Source organism: Planococcus plakortidis, assembly GCF_001687605.2.
In the GTDB taxonomy this organism is placed as follows: Bacteria; Bacillota; Bacilli; order Bacillales_A; family Planococcaceae; genus Planococcus; species Planococcus plakortidis.
This window is the reverse complement of the sequence record NZ_CP016539.2, coordinates 2,787,374-2,812,022: the sequence shown is the minus strand read 5'-3', so window position 1 is coordinate 2,812,022 and position 24,649 is coordinate 2,787,374. Positions and strand designations below refer to the sequence as shown.

The window sequence follows — 24,649 nt, the reverse complement described above, 5'->3', positions numbered from 1 at the left end:
AAGCCAGCCAATGAACCAGTCAAAAGCCCAGATCCTGGTACCGGATCTGGGCTTTTTGGGTTAAAGGTTGATCGTGACGTCTCCTTTTTCACGGAGCTCCGCGACGAGTGTTTGAGTGGCTTCGTTTTCTTTTTGCATTTTGACTTGTTCCTCAAGCTCCGGCTTCAGCTCGTCAAAAGCAGGCAATTCTTCTTCACTGCCCATTTGTTCCTGCTGGGCTTTAACCTGTTCATAAGCAGCTTTCAATTCTTCGTTGCTGGGTTTGGTATCCCCTGCAGCTTCTGCAATCAGCTGGTCGACTTTCACTTGTGTCTCCACCTGGGACATGACTTCATCTTCCGCCATGCCCTGTTCGCTCAAGGCTGTCAGGAATTCATCTTTCGACTCGAGCCCGTTTTGCTGTGCCAATTGCTCCAAAGTCTCGTCCACTTCTTCATTGGACGCAGTCAATTCCTGATTTTCAGCTTCCTGAACGAGCAATTTCTGGCCGACCATGCTTTCCGCCAACTGATTTTTCAATTGGTCCTGGTCGATTTCCTGGCCGGACATTTGTGCTTGCATGGCCGCTTGCTGGAATTGCCCTGTATAGGCTGTTTCAAACTCCTCTTTGCTCACTTCCTCGCCATTCACTTCTGCTACGACCTCGGGAACGCCTTCTAAGTCAGGCTCGGGCATTTCCGGCTGTGCGGCGTTTTCCCCGCCGCTAGGGGCTTGTTGTTCAGTTTCAGGTTGCGTGTTTTCATTTTCTATGGATTCATCGGCACCGCCGCATGCTGATAAGACGATGAGTGAGGTGCCAAGGGATAAGCCTAAAAACCATTTTTTGATCATTGTCATTCTCCTTCCGATGCATAATGTCCGGTAGTGTAACACAGCCCGGAATTTGAGGGGAAGCGAGAACCCTTGAGCAGGAACGGGAAAACCGGTCGACACGGGTTAAACTGCTTTCTTTTGGATATTGACGTTTTCAGCCTTCAAAAAAGGATAAAGACTATTAATAGAGTAAATGCAAGGAGGAGACGGCATGAAGGTAGCGGAAATAATGACAACGGATGTAGAAGCGTGCCCGCCCGATGTGAAGATACAGGATATCGCCGCCAAGATGCGCGAAATAAATGTCGGGTCGATTCCGATTTGTGAGGAAGGGAAGATTATCGGCATCGTTACGGACCGGGATATCGTCCTGAGGGGCATTGCGGAAGAACTGGAAATGGATGCGCCCGTTTCGGAAATCTTTTCGGAAACATTGATCACCGGAACCGAAGAAATGCCGGTCGAAGAGGCGGCTTCGTTGATGGCAAGGCACCAAATAAGGCGTTTGCCGATTGTGCGCCAAGAACAGCTGGTCGGCATTGTCTCGCTGGGCGATATTGCGGTAAGGGGCAAGACGCCGCAGGAAGCGGAAGCAGCGCTTGAAAAAGTTTCAGAACCAGCGAAGCCGCGGCGATGACTTGAGCGGAATGGAAACGGAGGTGCGAAATGGAGAAGAAGGAAACCCCGTATGTATTGGATGGGAAGGCGAAGAAAAGCGCAGCTGTGCTGCAGACGGCCAATGCCAAAGTGATCAACATCCAATTGCGCAAAGGGGAAGCCATCCCGGAGCACAATGCGGACGCAGAAGTCGTGATCGTAGTGCGGAAAGGGCGTGTGCAGTTTACATCAGATGGCAAGACAGTGGAGGCAACAGCAGAAAATATCCTGCACCTGGCCCCGATGGAAAATCACCGGCTGTTGGCAGCGGAAGACAGCGACTTGCTGGTATTTCAAATCAATGTGTAAAAAAACCTCTCGAGCATGGGCTCGAGAGGTTTTTTTACCATTCGACTTGTTCAGGGTATTCGGCCTGGATGCCGATTTCATGGATCGCCCGTTTTTCAGGAGTGGCCGCATCGATGACTTGTTTGCGGAATGCCTGATATTCACGATCCCGTAGAGTGAGTTTCATGGCGATGGCGGACAGGCTCTTTTCGCGCTGCTGTTTGGTCATGCCGATGTATTTCAAGTTCAGCAGGTCGACGTACTGGATCGCGTAATCGTTGACCGCCGGCGATTTGCTGAACGCTTCCAGGATCTTTGCATATTCTTCATCCGGCACATGGCCTTGCAGGCATTCTAGGACGAGCGCCTGGAATTTCGCGATTACCGGCGCGTAGGGGTCAGCAAGCAGGCCGCCGCGCTTGTCGCTGTATAGCCGGACGAAATCACGGAGTGCATAAGCGGCATACAAAAGCTCTGGCCATAGCACTTCCGCCGAGAAATAAATGTTCTTGTCGGGTGCGATAAAGCCGTGCTGTTTTTTCGTATGCTCATGCAAACCGTTGAAGACGAACTCGACGTTGCGGTCGCCTTGCACGGCATGGCGGATTTCATAGGAAACGCCGAGGATCCGCAAGCGCGATCCCTCATAGCCATGGTATTCGCCTTCTTTGCCGATGACTTTGTAGATGGCCTGGTTCAGTTCATCCAAATCGAAATAGTCTCCGCTGATTTTGACGCCGGTATGGTTCGGCGTCGTTTTCATGCTTAGCATAAAATGCCTCCTTAGCGTTTCGGTTGGTAATCGAGCTGCCGGAACAGTTCCTGTTTTTCTTCTTCTGTCAGGTCGCGCCACTCGCCGGCCTTTAAATTGCCGAGGCGGATGTTCATGATGCGGATGCGCTGCAGGCGCTTCACTTCATAGCCGAGCGCTGAACACATGCGGCGGATCTGCCGGTTGAGCCCTTGCTGCAAGGTCAGCTTGAACACGTGCTTGGCGATCCGTTCAGCCTTGGCCGGAAGCGTCACCGTATCGAGGATCTCGACGCCGCTCTCCATCTTCTCCAAGAATTCATCGGTAACTGGCTTATCGACCGTCACGATGTATTCCTTTTCGTGTTCGTGCTCGGCGCGCAGGATTTCATTGACGATGTCGCCGTCATTGGTCATAAGGATAAGCCCTTCTGAATCTTTATCGAGCCGCCCTACATGGAAGATGCGTTCAGGATGGTTGATGAAGTCGACGATATTGCCTTCGATGTGGCGCTCGGTCGTGCTGGTGATGCCGACCGGTTTATTCAGCGCCAAGTAAACGTAAGCACGCTTCGGCTGCTGGATGACTTTGCCGTCGACGCGTACTTCGTCTCCGGGTTCGACTTTGCTGCCGAGCTCCGCTTTCTGGCCATTGATCTCGATGCGGCCGGCTTCGATGAATTTATCCGCCCCGCGGCGGGAAGTGATGCCTGTTTCGCTGAGAAACTTATTGATTCGCATAAAAAAATCCTTTCGCTTGTATATTTCCACTGTCTGGTCCCATTATACTGCAGATGGCCTTGATAATAAAAAAATTTGTAGGATAACAGTTGCAATTTTCCGATTAATTTGACAATATATAGAGGTGAGCCCTGAAATGAATGATGCGCCCAGGGGATTTTGAAAGCGTATACATAGAACGGGCCAAAACAAGCAAAGGGGAGATGTAGTCATGGTATATGCAATTCCAAACACAGAAGGGGCAAAAGTAAATTTTAAAGAGCAGTACGATAATTATATAAACGGCAAATGGCAAGCGCCGAAAAACGGCCAGTATTTCGAAAACCTTTCGCCGGTAAACGGCAAGGTATTCACGAAAGTGGCGCGTTCAAGCGCTGAAGATGTCGAGGCGGCGCTGGATGCGGCACACGCAGCAAAAGAAGCATGGGGGAAAACGTCCACGACAGAGCGCGGCAATATCCTCCTGAAGATCGCTGACCGCATGGAAGAGAACCTGGAGATGCTGGCTGTAGCCGAGACCTGGGACAACGGGAAAGCGGTCCGTGAAACCCTGAATGCCGATTTGCCGCTCGCAATCGACCATTTCCGTTATTTCGCGGGCGCGATCCGCGCGCAGGAAGGCGGAATCAGCCAAATCGACAACGATACGGTCGCTTATCATTTCCATGAGCCACTAGGCGTGGTCGGCCAGATCATTCCTTGGAACTTCCCGCTGCTCATGGCGGTATGGAAATTGGCCCCGGCGCTTGCGGCCGGAAACTGCATCGTCTTGAAGCCGGCTGAACAAACACCGGTCAGCATCCTTGTATGGGCTGAATTGGTCGGTGACCTGCTGCCTCCGGGTGTGGTCAACATCGTCAACGGATTCGGGATCGAAACAGGCAAGCCGCTTGCCTCAAGCCCACGTATCAGCAAAATCGCCTTCACAGGCGAAACGACGACTGGCCGCATGATCATGCAATATGCGTCGCAGAACCTGATTCCGGTAACGCTCGAACTGGGCGGGAAATCACCGAACATCTTCTTCAAAGATGTCATGGACCAGGACGATGCATTCCTTGATAAAGCAGTGGAAGGGTTCGTCATGTTCGCATTGAACCAAGGCGAGGTATGCACATGCCCATCCCGCGCATTGATCCAGGAAGACATCTACGAGGAATTCATGAAGCGCGCCCTCAAGCGCGTGGAAGAAATCAAGACCGGCAACCCGCTGGATCCGGCCACGATGATGGGAGCCCAGGCATCGACTGAGCAATTGGAGAAAATCCAATCCTATCTTGAAATCGGAAAGCAGGAAGGCGCAGAAGTGCTGGCAGGAGGAGACCGTAACCGAATGGAAGGCGATCTTTCGGAAGGCTTCTACATCCAGCCGACAGTCTTCAAGGGCGACAACAAAATGCGCATTTTCCAGGAAGAGATTTTCGGGCCGGTACTTGCGGTCGCGACATTCAAAACGAAAGAGGAAGCGATGGAAATCGCCAACGACACGCTTTACGGACTTGGAGCGGGCATCTGGACGCGCGATACGAATACGGCTTACCGTTTCGGCCGCGGCATCCAAGCTGGCCGTGTATGGACAAACTGCTATCACCAGTACCCTGCACACGCAGCATTCGGCGGCTACAAAATGTCCGGATTCGGGCGTGAAAACCACTTGATGATGCTCAGCCATTACCAGAATACGAAGAATATGCTCGTCAGCTACAGCGAAGATAAGCTTGGATTCTTCTGATCGGAAAGAAGGGCTAGCCATGACAGAACGGGTAATCGCGACGGACGCCGCCTTGGAGCTGATCAACACATTAAAGGAAAAGCACGGACCTTTGATGTTTCATCAATCGGGAGGCTGCTGTGATGGCAGTTCGCCGATGTGCTATCCAAAAGGTGATCTGATGGTGGGGGACCAGGACGTATTGATGGGTGTCGTCGGCGACAGCGAGTTTTATATGCATAAGAGCCAGTTTGACTATTGGAGCCACACGCAATTGATCATCGATGCCGTGCCAGGGCGCGGTGGAATGTTTTCGCTCGAAGGGGCAGAAGGGAAGCGATTCCTGACCCGATCGCGCGTCTTTACCGAGGAGGAAAACGAAGAACTCCAAAATCGATAAGCGGAAATCCCGGATGTTCGGCATCCGGGATTTTTGCGTTCGCAAACCGGATGGAAATACGGGTGGGGGAGACCGGAAAAGGCTTTCGTGGAGCCATTCCAGCCATTTTCGAGCGAGTGTGAATCATGGAAAAATCGGCTCTGAAATGGTATAATGACAGAATGAAAGGTGGTCATCCATGTGACGAATTTAGCTAACCGGGTATCCCATGAACAAGCAAATCACGCGATTTCCTGCGCCGCACACTCTCTCGTAACGGAGGGGTTTGATGTGACCCATGAAGACCGGAATTTTGTCCGCTCTGTCCTGACCGGGGAACGGACGGAAGCTCAATTCCATCAGGCCATCAAAGCACGTTTCGATGTCTAAATACCAGCACACGTCGATGTACTGCTACCCTGGAACCGATGTGCTGGTGAATGCGTTCGATATCCGCGACGAAGACAAACTGAAGGAATTGGAAACGGTCTATGCCCTATATCGCTTGTCGGAACTGCAACTGCAAAAGCCTAAAGATCCAACCGATCTCAACGTGCTGCTCGATATCCACCGCTGCTTGCTGCAGGACGTCTACCCTTTTGCAGGGAAGCTTCGCGAGGAAATGACGTCAAAAGGAAGTTCTACATTCGCCCATCCGAAACATTTGGCAGGCCAGTTAAAGCAGCTTTTCGATGAATTGGCTGAAGAAGCTTATCTGAAAGGCTTAACGAAAGAGGTTTTTATCCAGCGTCTCGCATATTATCTGGCGGAACTGAATGCGCTCCATCCTTTCCGTGAAGGCAATGGCAGGACGATCCGTGAATTTGCCCGCCAGCTTGCGTTGAATGCCGGCTATCGGCTGGATTGGGCGAAGATCGGAGAACCCGCTCATATCATTAACGCATTTGTGGATTCTTTTAATAAAGACAATGAGCGGCTGGAAACGCTACTAGGAGAAATCATCAGCTGAAGATGCCGGCAGTGCTTCTTTGGCAGCAGAAAGGCTGAAGCAATGGAAAATTCCGTTGCTTCAGCCTTTTTAATATTTTGCTTATGGCGTGTTCAATCCATCCTTTTCCGAACGGACAGGATGTCTTTTGAGCCAATCGATGGCGAATTCCACCAGCGGTCGCATTTCAGTGAGCTGTGTTTCAGCTTGTCCGAGAACTCCTCTTGTGATGATTCCCGGAAAGTCTTTAACGATTTCCGGAAAGCGGTCTGAATCCATATCAACACAGTCATACGTAACCCATTGCCGCTCTCCATTGACGTACATCGCTGCGCCTTGCGGGGATGTTGTCCGCTCCGGCTGTATAAATTCTGCATAGTGGAGCGCCGTACATGAATCGAATCCAGTGCCAATCAGCAGGATCTTCACGGGGTGGTTCATCATTTTTCCAAGGGGCGAGGATGGGCCGAACGAATCCTCAAGCGGCTGTTCCGCCATCCATTCAGCGGCAAGGCGTCCCCAGGCGATAAATGAGTGGGTCGGATGCGGGCTTCGGATCGTCGCTGGATGGCGATGGAGACATTCAGGTATTTTTCCCATCCCGCGCATGGGCGTCAGGTCAGGATCAAAGGCCGGCATCTGCTCGCGTGTCGGCTGATGCCAATTCTCAGGAATCGGCGGTGCCATCCAGTAGATCGGATCGGAATTGTCTGCAGACTGTGAAGGCATGGCAAGTGTGCCTTCGGGAGTGATGACTTCCATCAAGGCTTCAACGACCGCCTGCGCGCCTCCGGCAATCCAGCCCATCGACTTCAATGAGGAGTGGACGATGAGGTGGTCGCCTGCTGCAACCCCGAGTTCTTGTAATTGCTGTTTCAAAGAATCTTTAGATTGGAAATCCGGTGTGTTCAGGATTTGAAAAAGATCAGACATGGATTTGTTTCCCCCTTTTTTCCATTTTATCATTAAGGAGGAATTGCGGTTTTTATTTTTCAAATGGAATGGGCACGTGGAGGGTTGAACTTTTTGTGCAACGGGAATAGCCTTGATAAGGAAAGAGGGGGAATATACATGGAAGCGAAACCTATGCGTCAATCACGGACGATACAGACAAAGCTTGTGCTCCCGCCCGACACCAATCATATGGAATCGATTTTTGGCGGAAAAGTGTTGGCTTATATCGATGAAATTGCGGGCATTTCGGCCATGAAGCATGCGGGCCGCCATATCGTAGTCACTGCTTCGATCGACTCGGTGGATTTTCTGTCTTCTGCAAAAGTCGGAGACGTCCTCGAATTGGAGGCGAATGTCACATCAACCGGCAGAACCTCGATGGAAGTGTATGTGCGCGTCAAATCGAAAAATCTCGAAACCGGAGAAGAACGTTTGACGACCGAATCGTTTTTGACTTTGGTCGCGATCGGCGAGGATGGAAAGCCGACACCGGTCCCGCCGGTCTATCCAGAAACAGAGGGGGAGAAGCTGTTCTTTGAATCAGCTCCTGCACGCCGGGAACATAGGAAACAACGAGCCAAGACACCAAGATAAAAAAAGGATCCTACAAGGGATCCTTTTTTACATCCTTTTTGACATTCGCGAGCGCGTCGCCTGTTTGATTGGTGATGACCGACATGCTGCCATCCGTTTCGAGGATGACGGCTTTGACGTTCTGCAGGTCGCCTTCGCCTGAATTGCGCACCGCTTGCATGATCTCGATATCCTTGATGCGTTCATCGCGCATGGCTTGTGTCAGGAACTCACCTTCCGAAAATAACAGGCGCGGCTCTGATTTGATCAGTTTATTGAAACTTTTCGAACGCACAGCCGTGAAGGTGATCAAATACTGCAGGACGATCAGGACCGCAAATGCGGTAAGGCCTTCCCATAAGCTGATTTTGCTGTCGAGCAGGATCGTGGCCAGGGTGGAGCCCAAAGCCACGGTCACGACAAGGTCGAAGGCGTTGAGCTTCGTTAAGGTCCGCTTTCCTGAGGTTCTCAAGAACGCCAATAATCCGATATACGCCAGGACACCCACCGTGATGATCCGTGTAAAACTATCCAAGCTTATTTCAAACATAAGGCTCTTCCTCCTTTGATGCTGCAAAAGGATAAGGGAAACTTATCAACATGTGAATAACTCCATTAATCATAAAAATCGACTGTAAATTTAGTCATTTACCCACATAACCCACGGCTTTTTAATAAATATTGTGCATAACTGCCGTTTTTTGCGCTTATAAAGGGGTTTCCCCCGAAATTGGCACATAAAACGGAGTTTTGTGGATAGTTTCCAAAGAGCAGGAACAAGAAGTGGAAATTGAACCGTAGCCAGTCATTTGCCCCGTTAAAGCCATCTTCTTTCGGGAATAGTGAAAATAAGGAGAGGCATGAGGAGAGGAGAGATGGACAGATGAAAGTGGTCCCCAATTTTTTCCGGAGTGTAGGAATGAGCTTGTTTTTTCTTGGCAGTGCCCTGTTCTTGTTTACCGTGTTGAACAATTGGCTTGGTTTTGCATCCGCCCCTTGGCTGAGCGGCGCGTTTTGGCGTGTATATTTGTTCTTTGCTGTTTCCGGGATCTTGCTGTATATCCTGATCACGTTCAGGCGGAAGAATGGCGATTGAAAAAAGCACCGGATTCATTCCGGTGCTTTCCCTCATTTATTTTTTAGCTAGCAGTTCTTCAAAATAAGACCCGAACTCTTTGGAACGTTTCAGGATCGTGCTGGATGAGACGCCGAATTTCTCGCTCAAGTCTTTTGCAGAAAGCATCGGCCCTTGAATCAGTTCGTGGTCCTGCAGGAAGCGCCAGTAGCCGGCGACGAGTGCTTCCGGTTTCTGGACGGTCGGCTGCTGGCTGACCAGATAGCTGTTGAGGATGCTTGTCACATTGGTCACGGTTTCTTCGTCGAAGTCCGCTTCGTCGATGTGTTTTTTCAATTCGTCCATGACGGATTGATGCTCCGGTGAAAGCTCAATGCTTTCCTCGACAGCGCCGGTAGAGTATTGGACGATATGCTCGACCACTTCAAGATAATGCTCGCGAAGATAGTCTTCGTTCGCTGATGCGCCTTTTTCTTCGATGCGTTTTTGCAGCTGCTCGAAGAATAGGGCGAATTTACCGACGATCGTCAAATAACCGTTCAAGAACAGGATGCCTTTCTCGCCTGCGCGCGCATCCGGGAGAAGAATCGCAAGAAGCCCTTGGTTTTCTTCCATATCCGTCGGCGGCTGGTCAGCCATGACATAAGTTTCACCTGTGAAAGCGTCTTTCAATTCCGCTTTTTGTGTATCGCCAGAGACCAATTGGCCAAGGAAGACGCGGAAGTTAGGCCATTGTTCCAATACTTCTTTTGTCGTTGGGCGCTGTGTCTGTTCGATATGCTTAGCCAGGAAGTTTTGCCATAGTTCCGGTTTTTGCATGAACAGGAAGTTCTCGATGACAAACGCCTGTGCATCGTTTTCCGCCATCGATTTCATCAAGCGCGGCTGCCATTCCTGTTGGAGCGCGCGGAAATCCGTCAACTGGTCACGGTTCGGGTTTTCCGAGAAGAATTGCTGCCTGACTTGGAACAGCTCTTCGTTCACCAGATCATTGATGGAAACTGTCTGTTGTTTCCCGTGACATTTTTTATATTTCTTGCCGCTGCCACATGGGCACGGGTCATTTCTTCCTACCATTCTAATCACCTACATTTTTTCTTGAGTGTAACATAAAATCTTTCGTCGCTCAAAAGTCTGACGATTCAGACGGATTGACTAGGCATAATCGCCTTGAAATTCCCATTTCATGCGAATAAACGGAAGCCTATGCCTTCCAATATGTGTCGGGGCACAAAGAACCTGGCCGTCACGAGCGGGTCGACCACTTGGCTGATCTGCGTTTCACCGGCTGCGCTCATGAGCATGGTCATTTCACTGACCGATAAACCGGATTGGGGCAATAATAAATCGATCATTTCCTCGACTGCAGTGGAAACGGCTTCATCCAAAGTCATCGCGGAAACGAGAAACGCCAAGCCCTCTTCATTTTCAAGTAAGGGATGCTTTACGTGGCCGCCTTTGATGACGTCGAATTGGACGGTCGCGCTGCCAGGCACTTCAATGCCGGATACGCTGATTTCCCCATCCCCCATTGCCGCATGGAAATCACCGAGTGCAAACAGCGCGCCTTCAACCGCTACGGGAAAATAAAGCGTTGCGCCTGCTGTGATCAATTTCGTATCCATATTGCCGCCATGTGTGCCGGGTGTCCCGCATGAAACCGGTTCGCCTTCCGGTGCGACGCCAATGACGCCGATCATCGGATTTAATGGAAGGTGCAGGCTTTCGTTGAAGATTGCCTTGCCGTCTTGGATAGGGATGATTTTCGATTCCATGTTTTCCATCCGGTGCCCCATCACGCCGAGGTCGGGCCCGGTGACCATGACGCCTTGCTCGCCGATTTCAAGGTCTTTGATCTCTACTTTCAAGACATCCCCGATCTCGGCCCCTTCGATGAAGACTGGCCCGGTCGCTGGATTTACCTGGTCCCAATCGATTGAGGCGACTTCCTGGCCGCTTGACTGAATCTGGTTTTTAAAACAATCGAACGTGTCGATCTTTACGGTATCGCCGGCCGCTGCACGCAGGCTCGGTTTATGGGTGTTGGAAAAAGCATAGATGACATCTTGTGCAGGTAATGTTTTCATCGATTCCACTCCTTTTGTATTTATATGGGAAGGTTAATGTGTGTCTGATAATTCTTTCAACTCTCACGTTTTCATTATCGGCCAAGAAAACTCCGAGTGCAAGGCGTTAGGCGCTTATAGTAAACTAAAGGAAAAAGCGGGGCGGAGGAGAGCCAGTGTACGAAGATCCGGTTAAAGAAATGCTTGTATGGATGAAAGTGCTGTTGCTGACGGCATTTATCATCTTTGGGGTCCGCCACTTCCTGTTCGAGCCAGTCATTGTCGAAGGCGAATCGATGCAGCCAAGCTATCATGAAAACGACAAGCTGGTGCTGAGCAAAGCGACCACAATCACCAATTTCGATACGATCGTATTTTTTGCGCCGGATGGCAGCCGTTTCATCAAGCGGGTCATCGGCGTTCCGGGCGACCATATCCAGATGGCGAGCGGGGAGATTATCCTGAACGGACAGCCGCTGGACGAACCCTACCTGGATGGAGGAGGAAACGACGATTTCACGGCACAGTCCCAATTAGTGAGCGAATTTTCAGTTCCCCCGGACTGCTATTATGTCCTCGGTGACAACCGCGGCAATAGCACGGATTCCCGCATGCTGGGATTTATCCGGGAACAAGATGTGATCGGTGAAGTGAAATTCCGCTTCGCTCCTTTGAGGCAGTTCGGCTTCGTGGAATGAAAGGTAGATCTACAGCTAAAGCTTTTGCTGATGGGCATGCGCTCTTCAGGAAAAGCTTTTTTCATTGGCTGTGATTTTATTTTATGTGAAGGCTGAAGCATTGCTGAAGGGATGGATTTGGATATGAAGAAAGAATTTCAATTCCTTTTAATTAGTTCTAAATATTCACATTTTATTTCTTTTTAGTTCAATTGAATTATGATAAAATTTAATTACTGAATATTTGAAAAATAATGGATCGGATTGTTTACGAAGGGGTGGGGAAATGAAAGCAATATGGCGGAATGCGGGACGGTATTTGCTGATAGCGGTGATTGCGGGTGGCACGGTTCTTCAATTGCATGAGGAACAAGCGTCTGCCGCGGATGGGGCCCTGGAAATCAGTGCGGCAAACTTAATGGAAGGGCAGCGCCAGGCGTTTCGATCACATCTTGCCAATTCGCTGCTGTTCATGGACAGGGACTTTTTAGGAAGTCAAACCGATGATTCCTATCCTGCGTCCCATATCGCCTTCGCACCTGGGAGCGATGAGTCGGAGAGGAACTTTTCCTGGTATTCGCCGAGCACGGCGCGTGCTGGGCAGGTACAATACGCAAAAGTGTCTTCGGGTACGGAAGATTTTCCGGAAAATGCGGCGGTGACCGTCGATGCCTCGTTGAAAAATGCCACTTACGGCTACTCTGCGCACGAAGCAGTGATCACCCAGCTCGAAAATGAAACGGATTATCTGTACCGGTTGGGGGACGGCCAAGGCAATTGGACACAAGCTTTTCATTTTAAGACACAGGATCCTTCGTCTTATGAATTTGTGATGGTCGCTGATCCGCAGATCGGGGCATCTGGCGATATCGCGGAAGATCAAAAAGGATGGGAGCGCACTTTGCGCCAAGCGATCGATCGCAGCCCAGACGCCAGTTTCATCTTATCTGCGGGCGATCAAGTCGATGCTCGTTATTCAGAAAAAGAATATGCAGCTTATTTCGCTCCTGAACCGTTGCGCAATTATCCGACGGCGACCACCATCGGAAACCATGACGATACCTATCATTATGCCTATCATTTCAATGTGCCAAATGAAAACTGGGAACTCGGCAATTACGATAATTCCGGCGGCGATTATTATTTCTCTTACGGGGACACTTTGTTCATGAATCTGAATTCCAATAGCCAGAATCCGGAAGAGCATATACAGTTCATGGAAGAAACGGTTGAAGCCACGGCCGGGCGCGAGTGGAAATGGAAAATCCTTGTTTTCCATCATTCGATCTACAGCGCTGCTGCACATTCGCAAAGTGAAGTAGTGTTGAACTTGCGAGACCAGCTTGTGCCGACAATCGACGAACTCGGCTTTGATGCGGTATTGATGGGGCATGACCATTCCTATGTAAGAACTTATCAGATGGAAAATTTCCAGCCGTTAAAAAATCATATGATGCAAGGCGAGGTGCCAGTCAATCCGGAAGGCACCGTCTATATTACCGGGAACACAGCGAGCGGCAGTAAATTCTATGGCATGCAGACAGAACGCGAACCGTATTCGGCGGTACGCGAACAATGGGGCGTGCCGACTTATATGAATATCCAAGTGGAGCCGACGCGTTTGCGCTTTGAGACCTACCGAACCGATACGGAAGAGTTGGTCGATGAATACGAAATCATCAAAGACCCATCCATCGAAACGGTCGTGCCAGCGCTTGAAAAAGTGGAACTTGAAGCAAACAGCACCGTCCTGGCCACGGAAGAGAATTCCTTCTATCCTGAAACGGAATTGAAGATTACAGGCGAAAACGAAGAAGGCGGCCAATACGATATTTCGCCTGAATCGGTGACCTATCGAACGAGCCGGGATGACATCCGGATCAAAGACGGAAAAATCGAGGCGGCGGAAGATGCAAAACCTGGCAAAGTGGAAGTATATGCAGAAGTGGAAGATGGCGATACAGTGTGGGAAAGCAATGCGGTTGAATTCGAATTGGTGGAACATGAAGAAATCGGGCTGCTCGATGCGGGCAGTGAATGGCGGTATTTGGATGATGGCAGTGACCAGAAAAAAGACTGGGTTAAAGCCGATTTTGATGACAGCAAGTGGTCACGGGGCGCTGGCCCGCTCGGCTTCCCGGAAGATGAGGAACGGCCGGAATTTGGCCCTGTGGAAACGCTTGTCGGATTTGGCGGGGATGAGACCGAAAAAATCGCCTTGACGTATTTCAGGGCGGCATTCGAAGTGGAGGATGTGAAAGAAATAGGCGATCTCGGCTATGTGGAGTTCGGCGTCGATGATGCGGTCATCCTGTATTTGAACGGAGAAGAGATCATGCGTTTCAATATGCCGGAAACAGGCGAATTCGGTTTTGAAGATTACCAGGAAGCGGTGAGCGATCAAGACCTCGGCAGTGAAGACCGGATCGAGCGAATCTACTTGGATAAAGAGGCGCTTTCCCATCTGAAAGACGGAGAGAATGTACTGGCTGCCCAAGTGCATCAAGACGACCGCTTCAGTTCCGACCTGTATTGGGACATGGAAATGGTCGTTAATACAAAATAAAAAAGAAGGCATTGCGCCTTCTTTTTTTATGCCTATTTAGTGAAAATGCCCAATTTCTCGATTCGTTCAAGTGCTTCTTTGATGCGCTGTTCATCGACCAATAGGCCGACGCGGACGAAGCCTTCGCCTCCCGAGCCGAATCCGCTTCCCGCGGCGACAGCGATATCCGCTTTCTCCAGCAGGTAATCGGAGAAACCGACGCTCGTGAAGCCTTCCGGAACGGGCAGCCAGGCAAAGAACGACCCCTTAGGCGCTTCCACGTCCCAGCCGATCCGGCGGCATTCCTCGACCAATACGTGGCGTCTCTTTTCATATAGCCCAACAAGGCCGTCGACGCATGCTTGGCTTGCGCTGAGTGCTTCAGCCGCGGCAAGCTGGACCGCAGGGAAGATGCCGGCAAACAAATGGTCCTGGATCAAATTCAAGGCTTCGATCATCTTGGAATTGCCGACTGCAAACCCGATGCGCCACCCCGCCATATTATAGGTTTTCGATAGGGTATACATTTCGATGCCGACATCTTTCGCGCCGTCGGATTGCAGGAAGCTGACCGGTTTCTGGCCGTCGAAACCGATGCCCCCGTAAGCGAAATCATGCACGACCGCAATGTCGTTGTCTTTGGCGAACTGTACGGTCTCGTCAAAGAATGACTGGTCGGCCGTAGCGCCGGTCGGGTTGTTCGGGTAATTCAAATACAGGAGTTTGGCACGCTCTCGAACCGACTCCGACACATCGTCAAAGTTCGGCAAATAGCCCTTGTCCTGCTCGAGCTTCATCAAATCGATTTCGATGTCGGCGAGCGGTGCGCCGGACAGATAATCCGGATAGCCGGGATCTGGCAGTAACAGGGAATCACCTGGATTCAGCAACGCAATCGGCAATTCGACAAAGCCGATTTTCGTGCCGGAAAGAATGGCGACTTCAAGATCCGGATCGATATCGACGCCGTATTCCCGTTTGTAGAAATCCGCGGCCGCTTTACGCAATGTGCCGAGTCCCCGAAACGGCGAATAGCGATGCGTTTTCGGGTCCGCCACTGCCTCTTGCAAGGCTGTGACGATATGCGGCGGTGTTGGCTGATCAGGGTTTCCCTGGCCCAGGTTGATGACGTCTCGCCCTTCGTCGACCGCTTTTGCAACTTTTGCGACAAGCGCGGCGAAAAATTGGTCGGGAAGATTTTGTAATCGATTTGAAAAGTCCATGGAATCCTCCTCATTTTCTAAATAATTGCACATCTACCTCAAATCTTATAGAGTTTAATCTAAACTGTCTACAGGGGGAGAGAACATGAAGATCGCTTGTGTGCAGATGGATATCGCTTTCGGGGGACCGGAAACGAATTTTCAACGCGTGGAAAATTATTTGGAAGAAGCGGCAGAAAACGGCGCAGAGCTCATCGTCCTGCCTGAAATGTGGAACACCGGCTATGCATTGACGGAACTTGATGAACTGGCGGACGGCAATGGCCGAACGGCGGATTTCCTGAAACGATTCGCCAAAGAGCATCGCGTCCATATCGTCGGGGGCTCGGTCTCCACGAAGAAAAAGGGCGGTTTCTACAATACGATGTATGTGGTCGACAGCACGGGCGCACTCGTTTCGGAATACGACAAAGCGCATCGCTTCGGCTTGATGGATGAGCATATCCACCTCGAAGAAGGCCAGTCGCTCGGCACGTTCGAAATAGGCGGCGAGACTTTCGGCGGCGTTATCTGCTATGACATCCGCTTTCCGGAATGGCTGCGTGCACAAGCGCTGAACGGCGCAAAGGCCATCTTCGTGCCCGCGGAATGGCCGGCAGCGCGTATCGATCATTGGCGCATCCTGCTGCAGGCGCGCGCGATCGAGAACCAATGCTTCATCATTGCCGCAAACCGCATCGGCAGCGACCCGAAAAATGAGTTCGGCGGCCATTCGATGGTCATCGCGCCGTGGGGAGAAGTGCGGATGGACATGGGGCAAGAACAAGGCATTGGCTACACCGACATCGATCTCTCGGAAGTCGATGAAGTGCGGGGCCGCATCCCCGTATTCGATGACCGGCGCGTCCCATTGTACAAAAAGTTTGAAAAATCGCATTGACAAGCCATTGCCCCTGCAGGTAATATTGAAAACAACCAAATACGCATGCTTATCAAGAGAGACCGAGGGTAAGGCCCTATGACGTCCGGCAACCCCCATTTATGGGAAGGTGCCAAGTCCTGCAGAATGGAATCCATTCTGAAAGATAAGTCGAAATTCTAATTTTCGATGTCTCTTTTTGATAAAAGAGGCATTTTTTATTTGCCTGGGGGAGTTGACAGCATGATTCAAATCGAAAAACTGAGCAAAACCTATCAAACGAAACATGGCACGGTCAAAGGCGTCGATGATGTCACTTTGGAAGTGAAGACCGGTGAGATTTTCGGCATCGTCGGCTATTCCGGCGCCGGGAAAAGTTCACTCATCCGCTGCATCAATTTGCTTGAACGGCCAACGTCAGGCACGGTGAAAGTCGGCGGCCAGGATTTAACGAAACTGCGTGGCGACGGTTTGCGGAAAGCGCGCCTTAAGATCGGCATGATCTTTCAGCATTTCTACTTGATCAGCCAAAAGACGGTCGCTGAGAACATTTCATTCGCCCTTCGCGCAGCAGGCACACCGGGCAAGAAAATCGGACCACGCGTCGATGAACTGCTGGAAATGGTCGGCTTGTCGGACAAACGCAATGTCTATCCGGCACAGCTGAGCGGCGGGCAAAAGCAGCGCGTCGGTATCGCCCGCGCACTTGCCAATGACCCGGCCGTGCTGTTGTGCGATGAAGCGACATCCGCACTCGACCCGAATACGACTTTATCGATCTTGCGTTTATTGAAAGACATCAACCGCAAGCTCAATATCACGATCGTGTTGATTACGCATGAGATGAACGTCGTCAAGGAAATTTGCGACCGCATGGCGGTCATGCAGGCTGGGCAGGTCATTGAAGAAGGCCGTGTCTACGATATCTTCGCAGAACCGAAAACCGCTTTGACTAAGGAATTCATCTCGAGCGTCGTGTCATTCAATGTGCCGGAAGAAATCCTGAAGAAATGTGATGGCACGATCGTCAAAGTGTTGTTCAAAGGCGAGGTCGCAGGGGACGGCATTATTTCCGATATGCTGCAAAGCTATCCGGTCAAAGGGAATTTCCTGCACGGGGCGATCGAATACATACAGGAATTGCCGCTCGGCATTTTCGTGATGGAACTGAAAGGTGCTCAAACAGATGTGAGTCAGGCGCTTCACTATCTGGAGCAGCGTGAAGCGATTGTGGAGGTGATGGATCATGGGAATTGAATGGGAAAGAATCATCGAATTATGGCCGGAAATCCAAGTGGCGTTCTACCAGACCTTGATCATGATCGGCATCTCGCTCGCAGTGGCGCTTATTGTCGGCTTACCGCTCGGCATTTTATTGTTCGTCACGGACCGCGGCCTGTTCTGGGAAAACCGGCCGGTCAATTCCGTCATCGGGTTTGTCGTCAATATTGTCCGGTCGATTCCGTTCATCATTTTGCTGGTCGCACTCATCCCGCTGACGCAATTGATCACCGGTACGACGATCGGGCCGGTCGCAGCGAGCGTTTCCTTATCGGTGGCGGCGATCCCGTTTTTCGCGCGCATCGTCGAAACCGCGCTGCGGGATATCGATAAAGGCGTCATCGAAGCGGCCATCGCGGTCGGTGCCACGCCTTGGATGATCATCAAGGACGTGCTGTTGCCGGAAGCAAAGGCGAGCCTGATCCAAGGCATCACGCTGACGGTCATCAGCCTCATCGCCTATTCCGCGATGGCGGGCGTCGTCGGTGGCGGCGGCATCGGCGATTTGGCGATCCGTTTCGGCTATTACCGATATGATAATACGATCATGATCGTGACGGTCGTCATCTTGATCGTGCTCGTCCAATTGATTCAACAGGCAGGCGACTTTACAGCCAAAAAACTCGATAAACGATAAGGGGAGAATAACATGAAGAAACTCACATGGATATTGGCAGCGAGCGCGCTCACTTTAGCCGCATGCGGCGGAGAAGAAGCGGACACAGGAACGACAGAAGGCGGCGAAGCGTCGAAAGACATTAAGCTCGGCGCGACTGCCGGCCCTTATAGCGATATGCTGAACGCAGCGATCGTACCGGCGCTTGAAGAAAAAGGCTATACGGTCGAAACGATCGAATTCAGCGATTATATCCAGCCGAACAACGCGTTGAACAACGGAGAAATCGACGCCAACTTGTTCCAGCATACGGTTTATCTGGAAAACTTCGAAACAGAAAATGATATGGACCTGAGCGCCTTGATTACGGTCCCGACCGCGCCGATGGGCATCTATTCCAATGAGTTCGATTCGCTCGATGCGGTATCCGATGGCGCGACGATCGCGATTCCGAACGATCCTGTCAACGGTGCGCGCGCATTATTGATGCTGCAGGATGAAGGCTTGGTTGAACTCGACCCGGAAGCGGAAGTGCTTCAAGCGTCTGAGCGCGATGTGACGGAAAATCCGAAAAACCTGGTGTTCCAGCCGATCGAAGCGGGGCAATTGCCGCGCGCTGTTGAAGGCACAGACCTCGCAGCCGTTCCAGGCAACTTCGCGCTGGCAGCGGACATGGACTTACTTGATGCGTTGGCGCTCGAGAACATGCCGGACCAGTACCGCAATGTCGTAGCTGTTTCTGCTGAAAATGAAGACAGTGAACTGGCGGCGGATTTGGTGGAGATTGTCGAGTCGGAAGAATTTGAAGCGGTCATCGATGAGCAATTCGAAGGCTTCGGCAAACCGGAGTGGATGGCTGAATAATGGCATAAGCCGGCCGGAGAGTTTTTCTCCGGCTTTTTTTATGTGAAGACACCGTTGCTCTGTACTTTTCAAACTTTTCCCTTGCCCTGCTTGTTTTCTGTTGAAATAATAGGGAAAGTGAATTTCAACAGGCCACTGCAGGCAGTATCTGCAGCGGACAAGGGTTCTTTGGAGAAAGGGAGAGGATTATGGAATCTAACAGGCACGTCCTGACTTACGGCGACGCGTTTGTCGATTATATTGCTACGACTAAAAACAACGATTTATTCGATCTGTATCTCGGAGGCGCCACCGTCAACGTCTCTGCCGGCGTCAGCCGCCTCGGGGTTCCGTCGGCATTCATCACGGTTACCGGCGACGATGAGATTTCGGACTTTTTCTGCCAGGCGTTGCGGGCGGAAGGTGTCGATTTGACCCATTCCATCAAACATCCGGAAAAACGCATCAGCGGCGTCTATATTCATTTAACGGAAACGAACGATCGTGTCTTCGCTTCTTATGATAATGAAACGCCGGATGTGCAAGTGAAGGCAGAGGAACTGGCGGGTGAAGCGTTCGAATCGGCGAGCCTGTTCCATTTTTGCTCAGGGACGCTGTTCCATCCGGAAGCGCGTGAAACGACGGCGCAGGCTTTGGAACTGGCCAAGTCCCACAAAGTGATTTGTTCATACGATGTCAATATCCGGCCGCTGCGCTGGGAAAGCGAGGAGTTGTGCCGTCAAACCGTCCTGCGCTTTTTGCCGCAGGCGGATATTTTGAAATTGACGGTCGAAGAATTATTGTTCCTCATGGAAGCTGATTCAATGGAAGCGGGCATCGAGCGCCTGAAGGCTTACGGGCTGCCTGTCGTTTTTGTCACGGACGGGGAGCATGGCACGCACGCGGTATTTAAAGAGGAGACGATCCATGTGCCGGTTGTGCCGGTCAAGCCTGTGGATACGACAGGCGCCGGGGATGCGTTCATGGCAGGCATCATCCGTCATGTCCATTTAAATGGCATGCCGGAAGACCAGGAAGAATTGATTGCTTGCGCTGGATTCGGCAATAAGCTGGGGGCTCTTTGTGCAACGCGGGCGGGAGCCATCACAGCGATGCCGCGAAGCGAAGATATGGAAGATTGGGAATAGAAGAGGAGGAAACAGCAATGGCTTTGCATAGTTTTCATTTAACAGCAGACTGGCCCGGCAACCGGAACGATGTCGGGACCATCGAATCGGGGAATTTGAAGACGCAAATCTCGATTCCCCCGGAAATGGACGGCCCAGGAGTCGGCACGAATCCTGACGAAATGCTGCTCGGTGCGGCAGCGACTTGCTATATCATTACACTCGCCGCAATGATGGAGCGCAGCAAACTTGCGAAAGAGTCGCTGACGATGGAATCGGAAGGAATTGTAGAAGTCGAAAATGGAGTCATCACCTATAAAAAGATCATCCACCGGCCGAAAGTCGTCTTGCCAGCAGAAGCGGGGGAAAAGGAATTCAAGCTGGCCCAAAAACTCGCGGAAAAAGCGGAGTCTTCCTGCATGATCACGCGCGCCATCCAAGGCAATGTCGTAGTCGAGCTGGAAGCTGATATTACAAAAAAATGAAGCCACACCCTGATTTCCCGTTTGGGAGAACAGGGTTTTTTAGTGGGAAAATAATGTTTTTAGAGAATTCCAAGAATTTTTTCTTTCAGCCATTTTGGGATATGGTAGACTACATCTAATGAAAAACGGTCGCTACAGGGGACGGGTGCCATGAAAAAATTATCGCTGCAGACAAAAATCATCTTGCTGACGACTTCGCTCGTGCTGTTGACGACGGCGGTGTTCGGCGGGATTTTGAGCTATCAGGAAATTGCGGAAATCAAAGAGAATATCGGCCAACGGGCACAGGAGACGGCGATCGGCATTTCGGCCATGCCGACGATCGTCGAAGCGATGGACGACGAAGAACCAGCGCTGAAAATCCAGCCGCTCGCCGAATACTTGCGCAAGCAAGTGGGTGCTGAGTTCATCGTTATCGGCAATAGGGAGAGCGTCCGGTACTCGCATCCGGATCCCGACAAAATCGGCAAACGGATGGTCGGCGGTGATAATGACCGTGCCCTTCAGGAAGGCAAAGTCTATGTGTCTGAAGCATTCGGTTCGCTCGGCAGAAGCCTGCGCGGAAAAGCGCCGATCTATGACGGCGATGGACGCGTCATCGGTGTCGTCTCGGTCGGATATATGATCGATGATATTGAAGCGATCATTTTCGGCAATATCATGGACGTGATGGCACTGGCTTTATTGACGCTCGTCATCGGCGTCCTCGGCAGCATCCTGCTCGCGCGGAATATCCGAAAAGATACGCTCGGGCTTGAGCCACGGGAAATCGCCCGCTTGTACCAGGACCGGGAAGCCTTGCTGTCATCGATCATCGAAGGGGTCATCGCCATCGATAAGGACGGCCGAATCACTGAGTTGAACAGTTCTGCAGAAAAGATGCTCGCCATGGACCAAAGTTTCTTGCATACGCCGTCAGATGATATCCTGCCGGAACTGAGGATGGGCGAAACCTTGACGACAGGGAATTCATGGAAGAATAAAGAAATCCTGATTGGCGGCACCGTTTTTATCGTCAACCAAAAGCCGATTTGGGCAGATGGGGAAATGGTCGGCGCCGTTTCGACATTCCGTGAGAAAACGGAAGTGCAGGAAGTGCTGGAAACCTTATCGGAAATTCGCCAGTACTCGGAAAGCCTGCGGGCGCAAACCCATGAATACGCCAATAAACTGTATGCCATATCCGGCCTTTTGCAGTTGGAAGAGACCGAGGAAGCGGTACGGCTGATCCAGCAAGAGACGCATCATCACGAAAAACAGACGAAACACACGCTGAATCATATCGAGGATAAAAAAGTCCAGGCAATCCTGCTCGGCAAAATGGGGAAAGCTTCCGAGGCGAAAGTCGAGCTGTCGGTGGATGAAAACAGTTCGCTCGCCCAATTGCCTGCTCATGTCGATATTTCCAAAGTCATTCACATTGTCGGGAACCTGATCGACAACGCCATTGAAGAAGTCGAGTCGAGCGACAGGAAAGAAGTGTCTTTCTTCATTACCGATATCGGCAACGACTTGGTCATCGAAGTCCAGGATAGCGGACGTGGAATCGAAACCGGCAACCTAGATCAATTTTTCACACAAGGATATTCCACAAAACTGGAAAAAGCGGATAGGGGCTACGGCTTGGCGATCGTCAAACAAGCCGTCGAAGACTTGGAAGGCTGGATCGAAGTGGATTCGACGCCGCAGCATGGGACGGTATTCAGCGTCTTTATCCCGAAAAAAACGATGGAGGTGGCGTAATGCTGCGGGTAGTGATTGCAGAAGATGATTTTCGTGTCGCGCAAGTGCACGAGAAGTTTTTAGCGAAGATTGAACAAGTGGAACTGGCAGCGAAAGCGAAAGACTGCGCCGAGACGCTGGCGGCGGTCAAGCAAGAGCAGCCGGATTTGGTGCTGCTGGATAATTACATGCCGGACGGGCTCGGCATCGAGTTGATCGATGAGTTAAGGAAAGAAAGCCCGGAGACCGACATCATCCTTGTTTCGGCAGCAAACGAACGGGAGTATATCGAAACGGCGCTGCGCAAGGGCGTAAAGGGCATCATCTTAAAACCGGCTGAACTCGGCCAGTTCACGGCGACCATCGAGAAATACCGGAAAGACAGGGAAAAGCTGTCGAGCCAAGAAACCATCGACCAGGAGTATTTGGATGAACTGTTCGGGGTCAAGGCCATCAAAAAAGAAGCGCCAGCAGTCAAAGGCATCGACCCGCTGACGATGCAGAAAGTGCAGAAGCTCTTGGCGCAGTATGAAGATGGCGTGACCGCCGAGAAGATGGGCGAAGAAATGGGCGCTTCCCGCACGACCGCCAGACGCTACCTGGAATACTTGGTGTCGACGGATGATTGCTACGCCGAACTCGGCTACGGGATCGTCGGCAGGCCGGAACGGAAATACTTTGTGAAATGAAGTGAAAACAGAATGGGCGAAGCAGGCTTCAAAGAAACGACAGGCTTCGGAAAACTCAACTCCATACTGCTTTCATAAACGAAAAAGCAACTTCCCTAAACCGGGAAGTTGCTTTTTGCGTTGATGTTTCATTTTCGGCAATCAGTCTGTGTGGCATTCGAAGCGGGTCATTTGCCAAGCGCTTTTTTCGATTTCGGGAAATCCGCCCAAGTCATAGCAGCGACCAGCTGCTTCGGTCACTTCTACATAGCTGAAATAGCTTTGTGCCGCTATGGCGATTCCGATGCCAAGAAATAATGTGATGCCGAGAAAAAAGACTATCATGCCGGGAGTCGTGGCTGAGATGCGTTTCATTTTCGGCCTCCTTTATATGCATTTATGTTATATCCAGCCTAGCATATTTACCTGTCGTTTCCTATAAATGAAATATCAGTAAAAATGTAGCCGCCGTGAACTTTATGAACAAAATGCTCATAAAATCCTTTATACAGCTTATTTTGCAAACGGTTACATTCTGAAAATTCACAGTTATACTTCGGTTAATTAAGAAAACTATTCGAGTTGAGGGGGAACTATTATGAAAAAAACGGTCTTTGCAAGTGTATTGACTTTGAGCGCTCTTGTGTTTGCGGGGTGTGGTTCTGATGACGCAGCATCTTCAGGAGGAGAAGGAGGAAGCTTCGAACCATCGAAGACGATTGAAATGGTGGCACCTGCCGGATCGGGTGGCGGCTGGGATACGACAGCCCGCGAAGTTGCCCGTGTATTCGGCGAAACGGGAATCATCGATGAAAACATGACGGTCATCAACCGTGAAGGCGGAGGCGGCGCAATCGGCTGGGCATACGTCCATGCAAAAGAAGGCGATCCGCATAGCATGTTCGTTGCTTCACCGCCACTCATGTTCGTGCCGCTCAACGGCCAATCGGAACATGGCCATGAAGACTTCACGCCGCTTGCCAATATGATTGCGGATTACGGCGCGTTCGCTGTCCGTGAAGATAGCGAATTTGAAGATTTGAACGATCTGTTCGACCAGATGAAAGACGATCCGGAAAGCGTCACGGTCATCGGCACTTCCGCTCCGGGCAGCATGGACCATATGCAATTTGTCCGCATCGCCAAAGCGGCAGGCGTGGACCCGACAAAGATCAAATATGTTTCTGACCAGGAAGGCGGCGCTTTGACAGCGGTTCTGAACGGGTCTGTAGATGTCTTCTCCACAGGTGTCGGCGAAACGATCGAGCAAGTGCGTGCGGGGAATATCAAGGTTCTCGGCGTGACAGCAGAAGAGCGCATGGAAGGGGACGTGCTTTCCGAATTCCCGACGGCGATCGAGCAGGGCATCGATGAGAGCTTTGTCAACTGGCGCGGATTCTTCGGGCCTCCAGGCATGGACCAGGCAGCGGTCGATTATTATGAAGCCAAATTCCAGGAATTGAGTGAGTCCGAAGAATTTGCGGAAGTCCGCGAGAAATATGGCTGGACTGAAATGTACATGGGCAACGAGGAATACAGCGAGTTCCTCGAAGGCGAGAAAGAAGAAATTGCCGCATTGCTTGAGGAAATCGGATTAGGCCAATAACAAGATCATTTAAAAGGAATGATAGCTGTCCAGGCAGCTCA

The 24,649-nt window shown here is 51.1% G+C and carries 28 protein-coding genes and 1 riboswitch; of the genes, 19 read left to right on the top strand and 9 right to left on the bottom strand.

Going from position 1 to position 24,649, the window contains the following annotated elements:
• Positions 1-60: 60 nt before the first annotated feature.
• Positions 61-831 carry a SurA N-terminal domain-containing protein gene (locus BBI15_RS14090; RefSeq protein WP_068870489.1) on the bottom strand — a complete coding sequence of 257 codons (771 nt, stop codon included), beginning with the start codon at positions 829-831 and terminating at the stop codon, positions 61-63.
• Positions 832-1,024: 193 nt separating this feature from the next.
• Here BBI15_RS14090 and BBI15_RS14085 point away from each other — a divergent pair, with 193 nt between their 5' ends.
• Positions 1,025-1,450 carry a CBS domain-containing protein gene (locus BBI15_RS14085; protein WP_068870488.1) on the top strand — a complete coding sequence of 142 codons (426 nt, stop codon included), beginning with the start codon at positions 1,025-1,027 and terminating at the stop codon, positions 1,448-1,450.
• Between the two features lie 29 nt (positions 1,451-1,479).
• Complete coding sequence (locus BBI15_RS14080) at positions 1,480-1,779, top strand: AraC family ligand binding domain-containing protein (protein ID WP_068870486.1); 300 nt, start codon at positions 1,480-1,482, stop codon at positions 1,777-1,779.
• Positions 1,780-1,813: 34 nt separating this feature from the next.
• On the opposite strand, the gene BBI15_RS14075 is transcribed toward BBI15_RS14080, so the two are convergent.
• Both BBI15_RS14075 and rluF read right to left on the bottom strand, forming a co-directional pair.
• Complete coding sequence (locus BBI15_RS14075; protein ID WP_068870484.1) at positions 1,814-2,530, bottom strand: DUF6904 family protein; 717 nt, start codon at positions 2,528-2,530, stop codon at positions 1,814-1,816.
• 11 nt (positions 2,531-2,541) lie between these two features.
• On the bottom strand, positions 2,542-3,249 hold the full coding sequence (gene rluF, locus BBI15_RS14070) for a 23S rRNA pseudouridine(2604) synthase RluF (protein ID WP_068870482.1): 708 nt from the start codon (positions 3,247-3,249) through the stop codon (positions 2,542-2,544).
• Between the two features lie 211 nt (positions 3,250-3,460).
• On the opposite strand from rluF, the gene adh reads away from it, so the two are divergent.
• The 4 genes from adh to BBI15_RS14050 all read left to right on the top strand — a co-directional run bounded on the left by adh (position 3,461) and on the right by BBI15_RS14050 (position 6,309).
• Positions 3,461-4,981, top strand: coding sequence for an aldehyde dehydrogenase (gene adh, locus BBI15_RS14065; protein WP_068870480.1), 1,521 nt, complete (start codon positions 3,461-3,463; stop codon positions 4,979-4,981).
• A gap of 19 nt (positions 4,982-5,000) precedes the next feature.
• Complete coding sequence (locus BBI15_RS14060) at positions 5,001-5,360, top strand: DUF779 domain-containing protein (protein WP_068870478.1); 360 nt, start codon at positions 5,001-5,003, stop codon at positions 5,358-5,360.
• Between the two features lie 180 nt (positions 5,361-5,540).
• A complete protein-coding gene (locus BBI15_RS14055; RefSeq protein ID WP_058382723.1) occupies positions 5,541-5,729 on the top strand; it encodes a hypothetical protein in 189 nt (62 codons plus the stop codon).
• Positions 5,722-6,309 (top strand): Fic/DOC family protein, encoded by a 588-nt coding sequence (locus tag BBI15_RS14050; protein WP_068870476.1) that lies wholly within the window; start codon positions 5,722-5,724, stop codon positions 6,307-6,309. The genes BBI15_RS14055 and BBI15_RS14050 overlap by 8 nt, the downstream gene beginning before the upstream one ends.
• A gap of 81 nt (positions 6,310-6,390) precedes the next feature.
• Here the strand turns inward: BBI15_RS14050 and BBI15_RS14045 are convergent, their stop codons facing one another.
• Positions 6,391-7,221, bottom strand: a complete 831-nt coding sequence (locus BBI15_RS14045; protein ID WP_068870474.1) for an AAC(3) family N-acetyltransferase — start codon at positions 7,219-7,221, stop codon at positions 6,391-6,393.
• Positions 7,222-7,359: 138 nt separating this feature from the next.
• On the opposite strand from BBI15_RS14045, the gene BBI15_RS14040 reads away from it, so the two are divergent.
• Entirely contained in the window at positions 7,360-7,836 is a 477-nt protein-coding gene (locus BBI15_RS14040; protein WP_068870472.1) for an acyl-CoA thioesterase, read from the top strand.
• A 10-nt stretch (positions 7,837-7,846) separates the two neighbouring features.
• Here the strand turns inward: BBI15_RS14040 and BBI15_RS14035 are convergent, their stop codons facing one another.
• Positions 7,847-8,365 carry a DUF421 domain-containing protein gene (locus tag BBI15_RS14035; RefSeq protein WP_068870470.1) on the bottom strand — a complete coding sequence of 173 codons (519 nt, stop codon included), beginning with the start codon at positions 8,363-8,365 and terminating at the stop codon, positions 7,847-7,849.
• Between the two features lie 369 nt (positions 8,366-8,734).
• Between BBI15_RS14035 and BBI15_RS14030 the strand changes: the two genes are divergently transcribed.
• A complete protein-coding gene (locus tag BBI15_RS14030; RefSeq protein WP_157101671.1) occupies positions 8,735-8,911 on the top strand; it encodes a hypothetical protein in 177 nt (58 codons plus the stop codon).
• Between the two features lie 36 nt (positions 8,912-8,947).
• Here BBI15_RS14030 and BBI15_RS14025 read toward each other — a convergent pair whose 3' ends face one another.
• Together BBI15_RS14025 and BBI15_RS14020 are read right to left on the bottom strand one after the other, a co-directional pair.
• Positions 8,948-9,967 (bottom strand): SEC-C metal-binding domain-containing protein, encoded by a 1,020-nt coding sequence (locus tag BBI15_RS14025; RefSeq protein ID WP_068870466.1) that lies wholly within the window; start codon positions 9,965-9,967, stop codon positions 8,948-8,950.
• A 107-nt stretch (positions 9,968-10,074) separates the two neighbouring features.
• The gene (locus BBI15_RS14020; RefSeq protein WP_068870464.1) at positions 10,075-10,977 is read right to left on the bottom strand and encodes an acetamidase/formamidase family protein; all 903 of its coding nucleotides are present in this window, start codon (positions 10,975-10,977) and stop codon (positions 10,075-10,077) included.
• Between the two features lie 155 nt (positions 10,978-11,132).
• On the opposite strand from BBI15_RS14020, the gene lepB reads away from it, so the two are divergent.
• Both lepB and BBI15_RS14010 read left to right on the top strand, forming a co-directional pair.
• A complete protein-coding gene (gene lepB / locus BBI15_RS14015) occupies positions 11,133-11,654 on the top strand; it encodes a signal peptidase I (protein ID WP_084632915.1) in 522 nt (173 codons plus the stop codon).
• A 265-nt stretch (positions 11,655-11,919) separates the two neighbouring features.
• Positions 11,920-14,199 (top strand): purple acid phosphatase family protein, encoded by a 2,280-nt coding sequence (locus tag BBI15_RS14010; RefSeq protein ID WP_068870462.1) that lies wholly within the window; start codon positions 11,920-11,922, stop codon positions 14,197-14,199.
• Positions 14,200-14,231: 32 nt separating this feature from the next.
• Here the strand turns inward: BBI15_RS14010 and BBI15_RS14005 are convergent, their stop codons facing one another.
• Positions 14,232-15,401, bottom strand: a complete 1,170-nt coding sequence (locus BBI15_RS14005; RefSeq protein WP_068870460.1) for a pyridoxal phosphate-dependent aminotransferase — start codon at positions 15,399-15,401, stop codon at positions 14,232-14,234.
• Positions 15,402-15,486: 85 nt separating this feature from the next.
• On the opposite strand from BBI15_RS14005, the gene BBI15_RS14000 reads away from it, so the two are divergent.
• From BBI15_RS14000 to BBI15_RS13965, 8 genes are all read left to right on the top strand, one after another.
• Complete coding sequence (locus tag BBI15_RS14000; protein ID WP_068870458.1) at positions 15,487-16,281, top strand: carbon-nitrogen family hydrolase; 795 nt, start codon at positions 15,487-15,489, stop codon at positions 16,279-16,281.
• 46 nt (positions 16,282-16,327) lie between these two features.
• Positions 16,328-16,433, top strand: a riboswitch (SAM riboswitch).
• Between the two features lie 70 nt (positions 16,434-16,503).
• Positions 16,504-17,517, top strand: a complete 1,014-nt coding sequence (locus tag BBI15_RS13995) for a methionine ABC transporter ATP-binding protein (protein ID WP_068870456.1) — start codon at positions 16,504-16,506, stop codon at positions 17,515-17,517.
• Complete coding sequence (locus tag BBI15_RS13990) at positions 17,507-18,178, top strand: methionine ABC transporter permease (RefSeq protein WP_068870455.1); 672 nt, start codon at positions 17,507-17,509, stop codon at positions 18,176-18,178. Before BBI15_RS13995 ends, BBI15_RS13990 begins: the two co-directional genes overlap by 11 nt.
• Before the next feature lie 12 nt (positions 18,179-18,190).
• On the top strand, positions 18,191-19,021 hold the full coding sequence (locus BBI15_RS13985) for a MetQ/NlpA family ABC transporter substrate-binding protein (RefSeq protein ID WP_068870453.1): 831 nt from the start codon (positions 18,191-18,193) through the stop codon (positions 19,019-19,021).
• Between the two features lie 188 nt (positions 19,022-19,209).
• Positions 19,210-20,148, top strand: coding sequence for a carbohydrate kinase family protein (locus BBI15_RS13980; protein WP_068870451.1), 939 nt, complete (start codon positions 19,210-19,212; stop codon positions 20,146-20,148).
• Between the two features lie 17 nt (positions 20,149-20,165).
• Positions 20,166-20,612: an OsmC family protein gene (locus BBI15_RS13975; RefSeq protein ID WP_068870450.1), complete on the top strand. Its 447-nt coding sequence runs from the start codon at positions 20,166-20,168 to the stop codon at positions 20,610-20,612.
• A gap of 150 nt (positions 20,613-20,762) precedes the next feature.
• Positions 20,763-22,355: an ATP-binding protein gene (locus BBI15_RS13970; protein WP_068870448.1), complete on the top strand. Its 1,593-nt coding sequence runs from the start codon at positions 20,763-20,765 to the stop codon at positions 22,353-22,355.
• On the top strand, positions 22,355-23,023 hold the full coding sequence (locus BBI15_RS13965; RefSeq protein WP_068870446.1) for a response regulator: 669 nt from the start codon (positions 22,355-22,357) through the stop codon (positions 23,021-23,023). The genes BBI15_RS13970 and BBI15_RS13965 overlap by 1 nt, the downstream gene beginning before the upstream one ends.
• A 141-nt stretch (positions 23,024-23,164) precedes the next feature.
• On the opposite strand, the gene BBI15_RS13960 is transcribed toward BBI15_RS13965, so the two are convergent.
• The gene (locus BBI15_RS13960) at positions 23,165-23,377 is read right to left on the bottom strand and encodes a hypothetical protein (protein WP_068870444.1); all 213 of its coding nucleotides are present in this window, start codon (positions 23,375-23,377) and stop codon (positions 23,165-23,167) included.
• Between the two features lie 223 nt (positions 23,378-23,600).
• On the opposite strand from BBI15_RS13960, the gene BBI15_RS13955 reads away from it, so the two are divergent.
• Positions 23,601-24,608 carry a tripartite tricarboxylate transporter substrate binding protein gene (locus tag BBI15_RS13955; RefSeq protein ID WP_068870442.1) on the top strand — a complete coding sequence of 336 codons (1,008 nt, stop codon included), beginning with the start codon at positions 23,601-23,603 and terminating at the stop codon, positions 24,606-24,608.
• Positions 24,609-24,649: the final 41 nt, after the last annotated feature.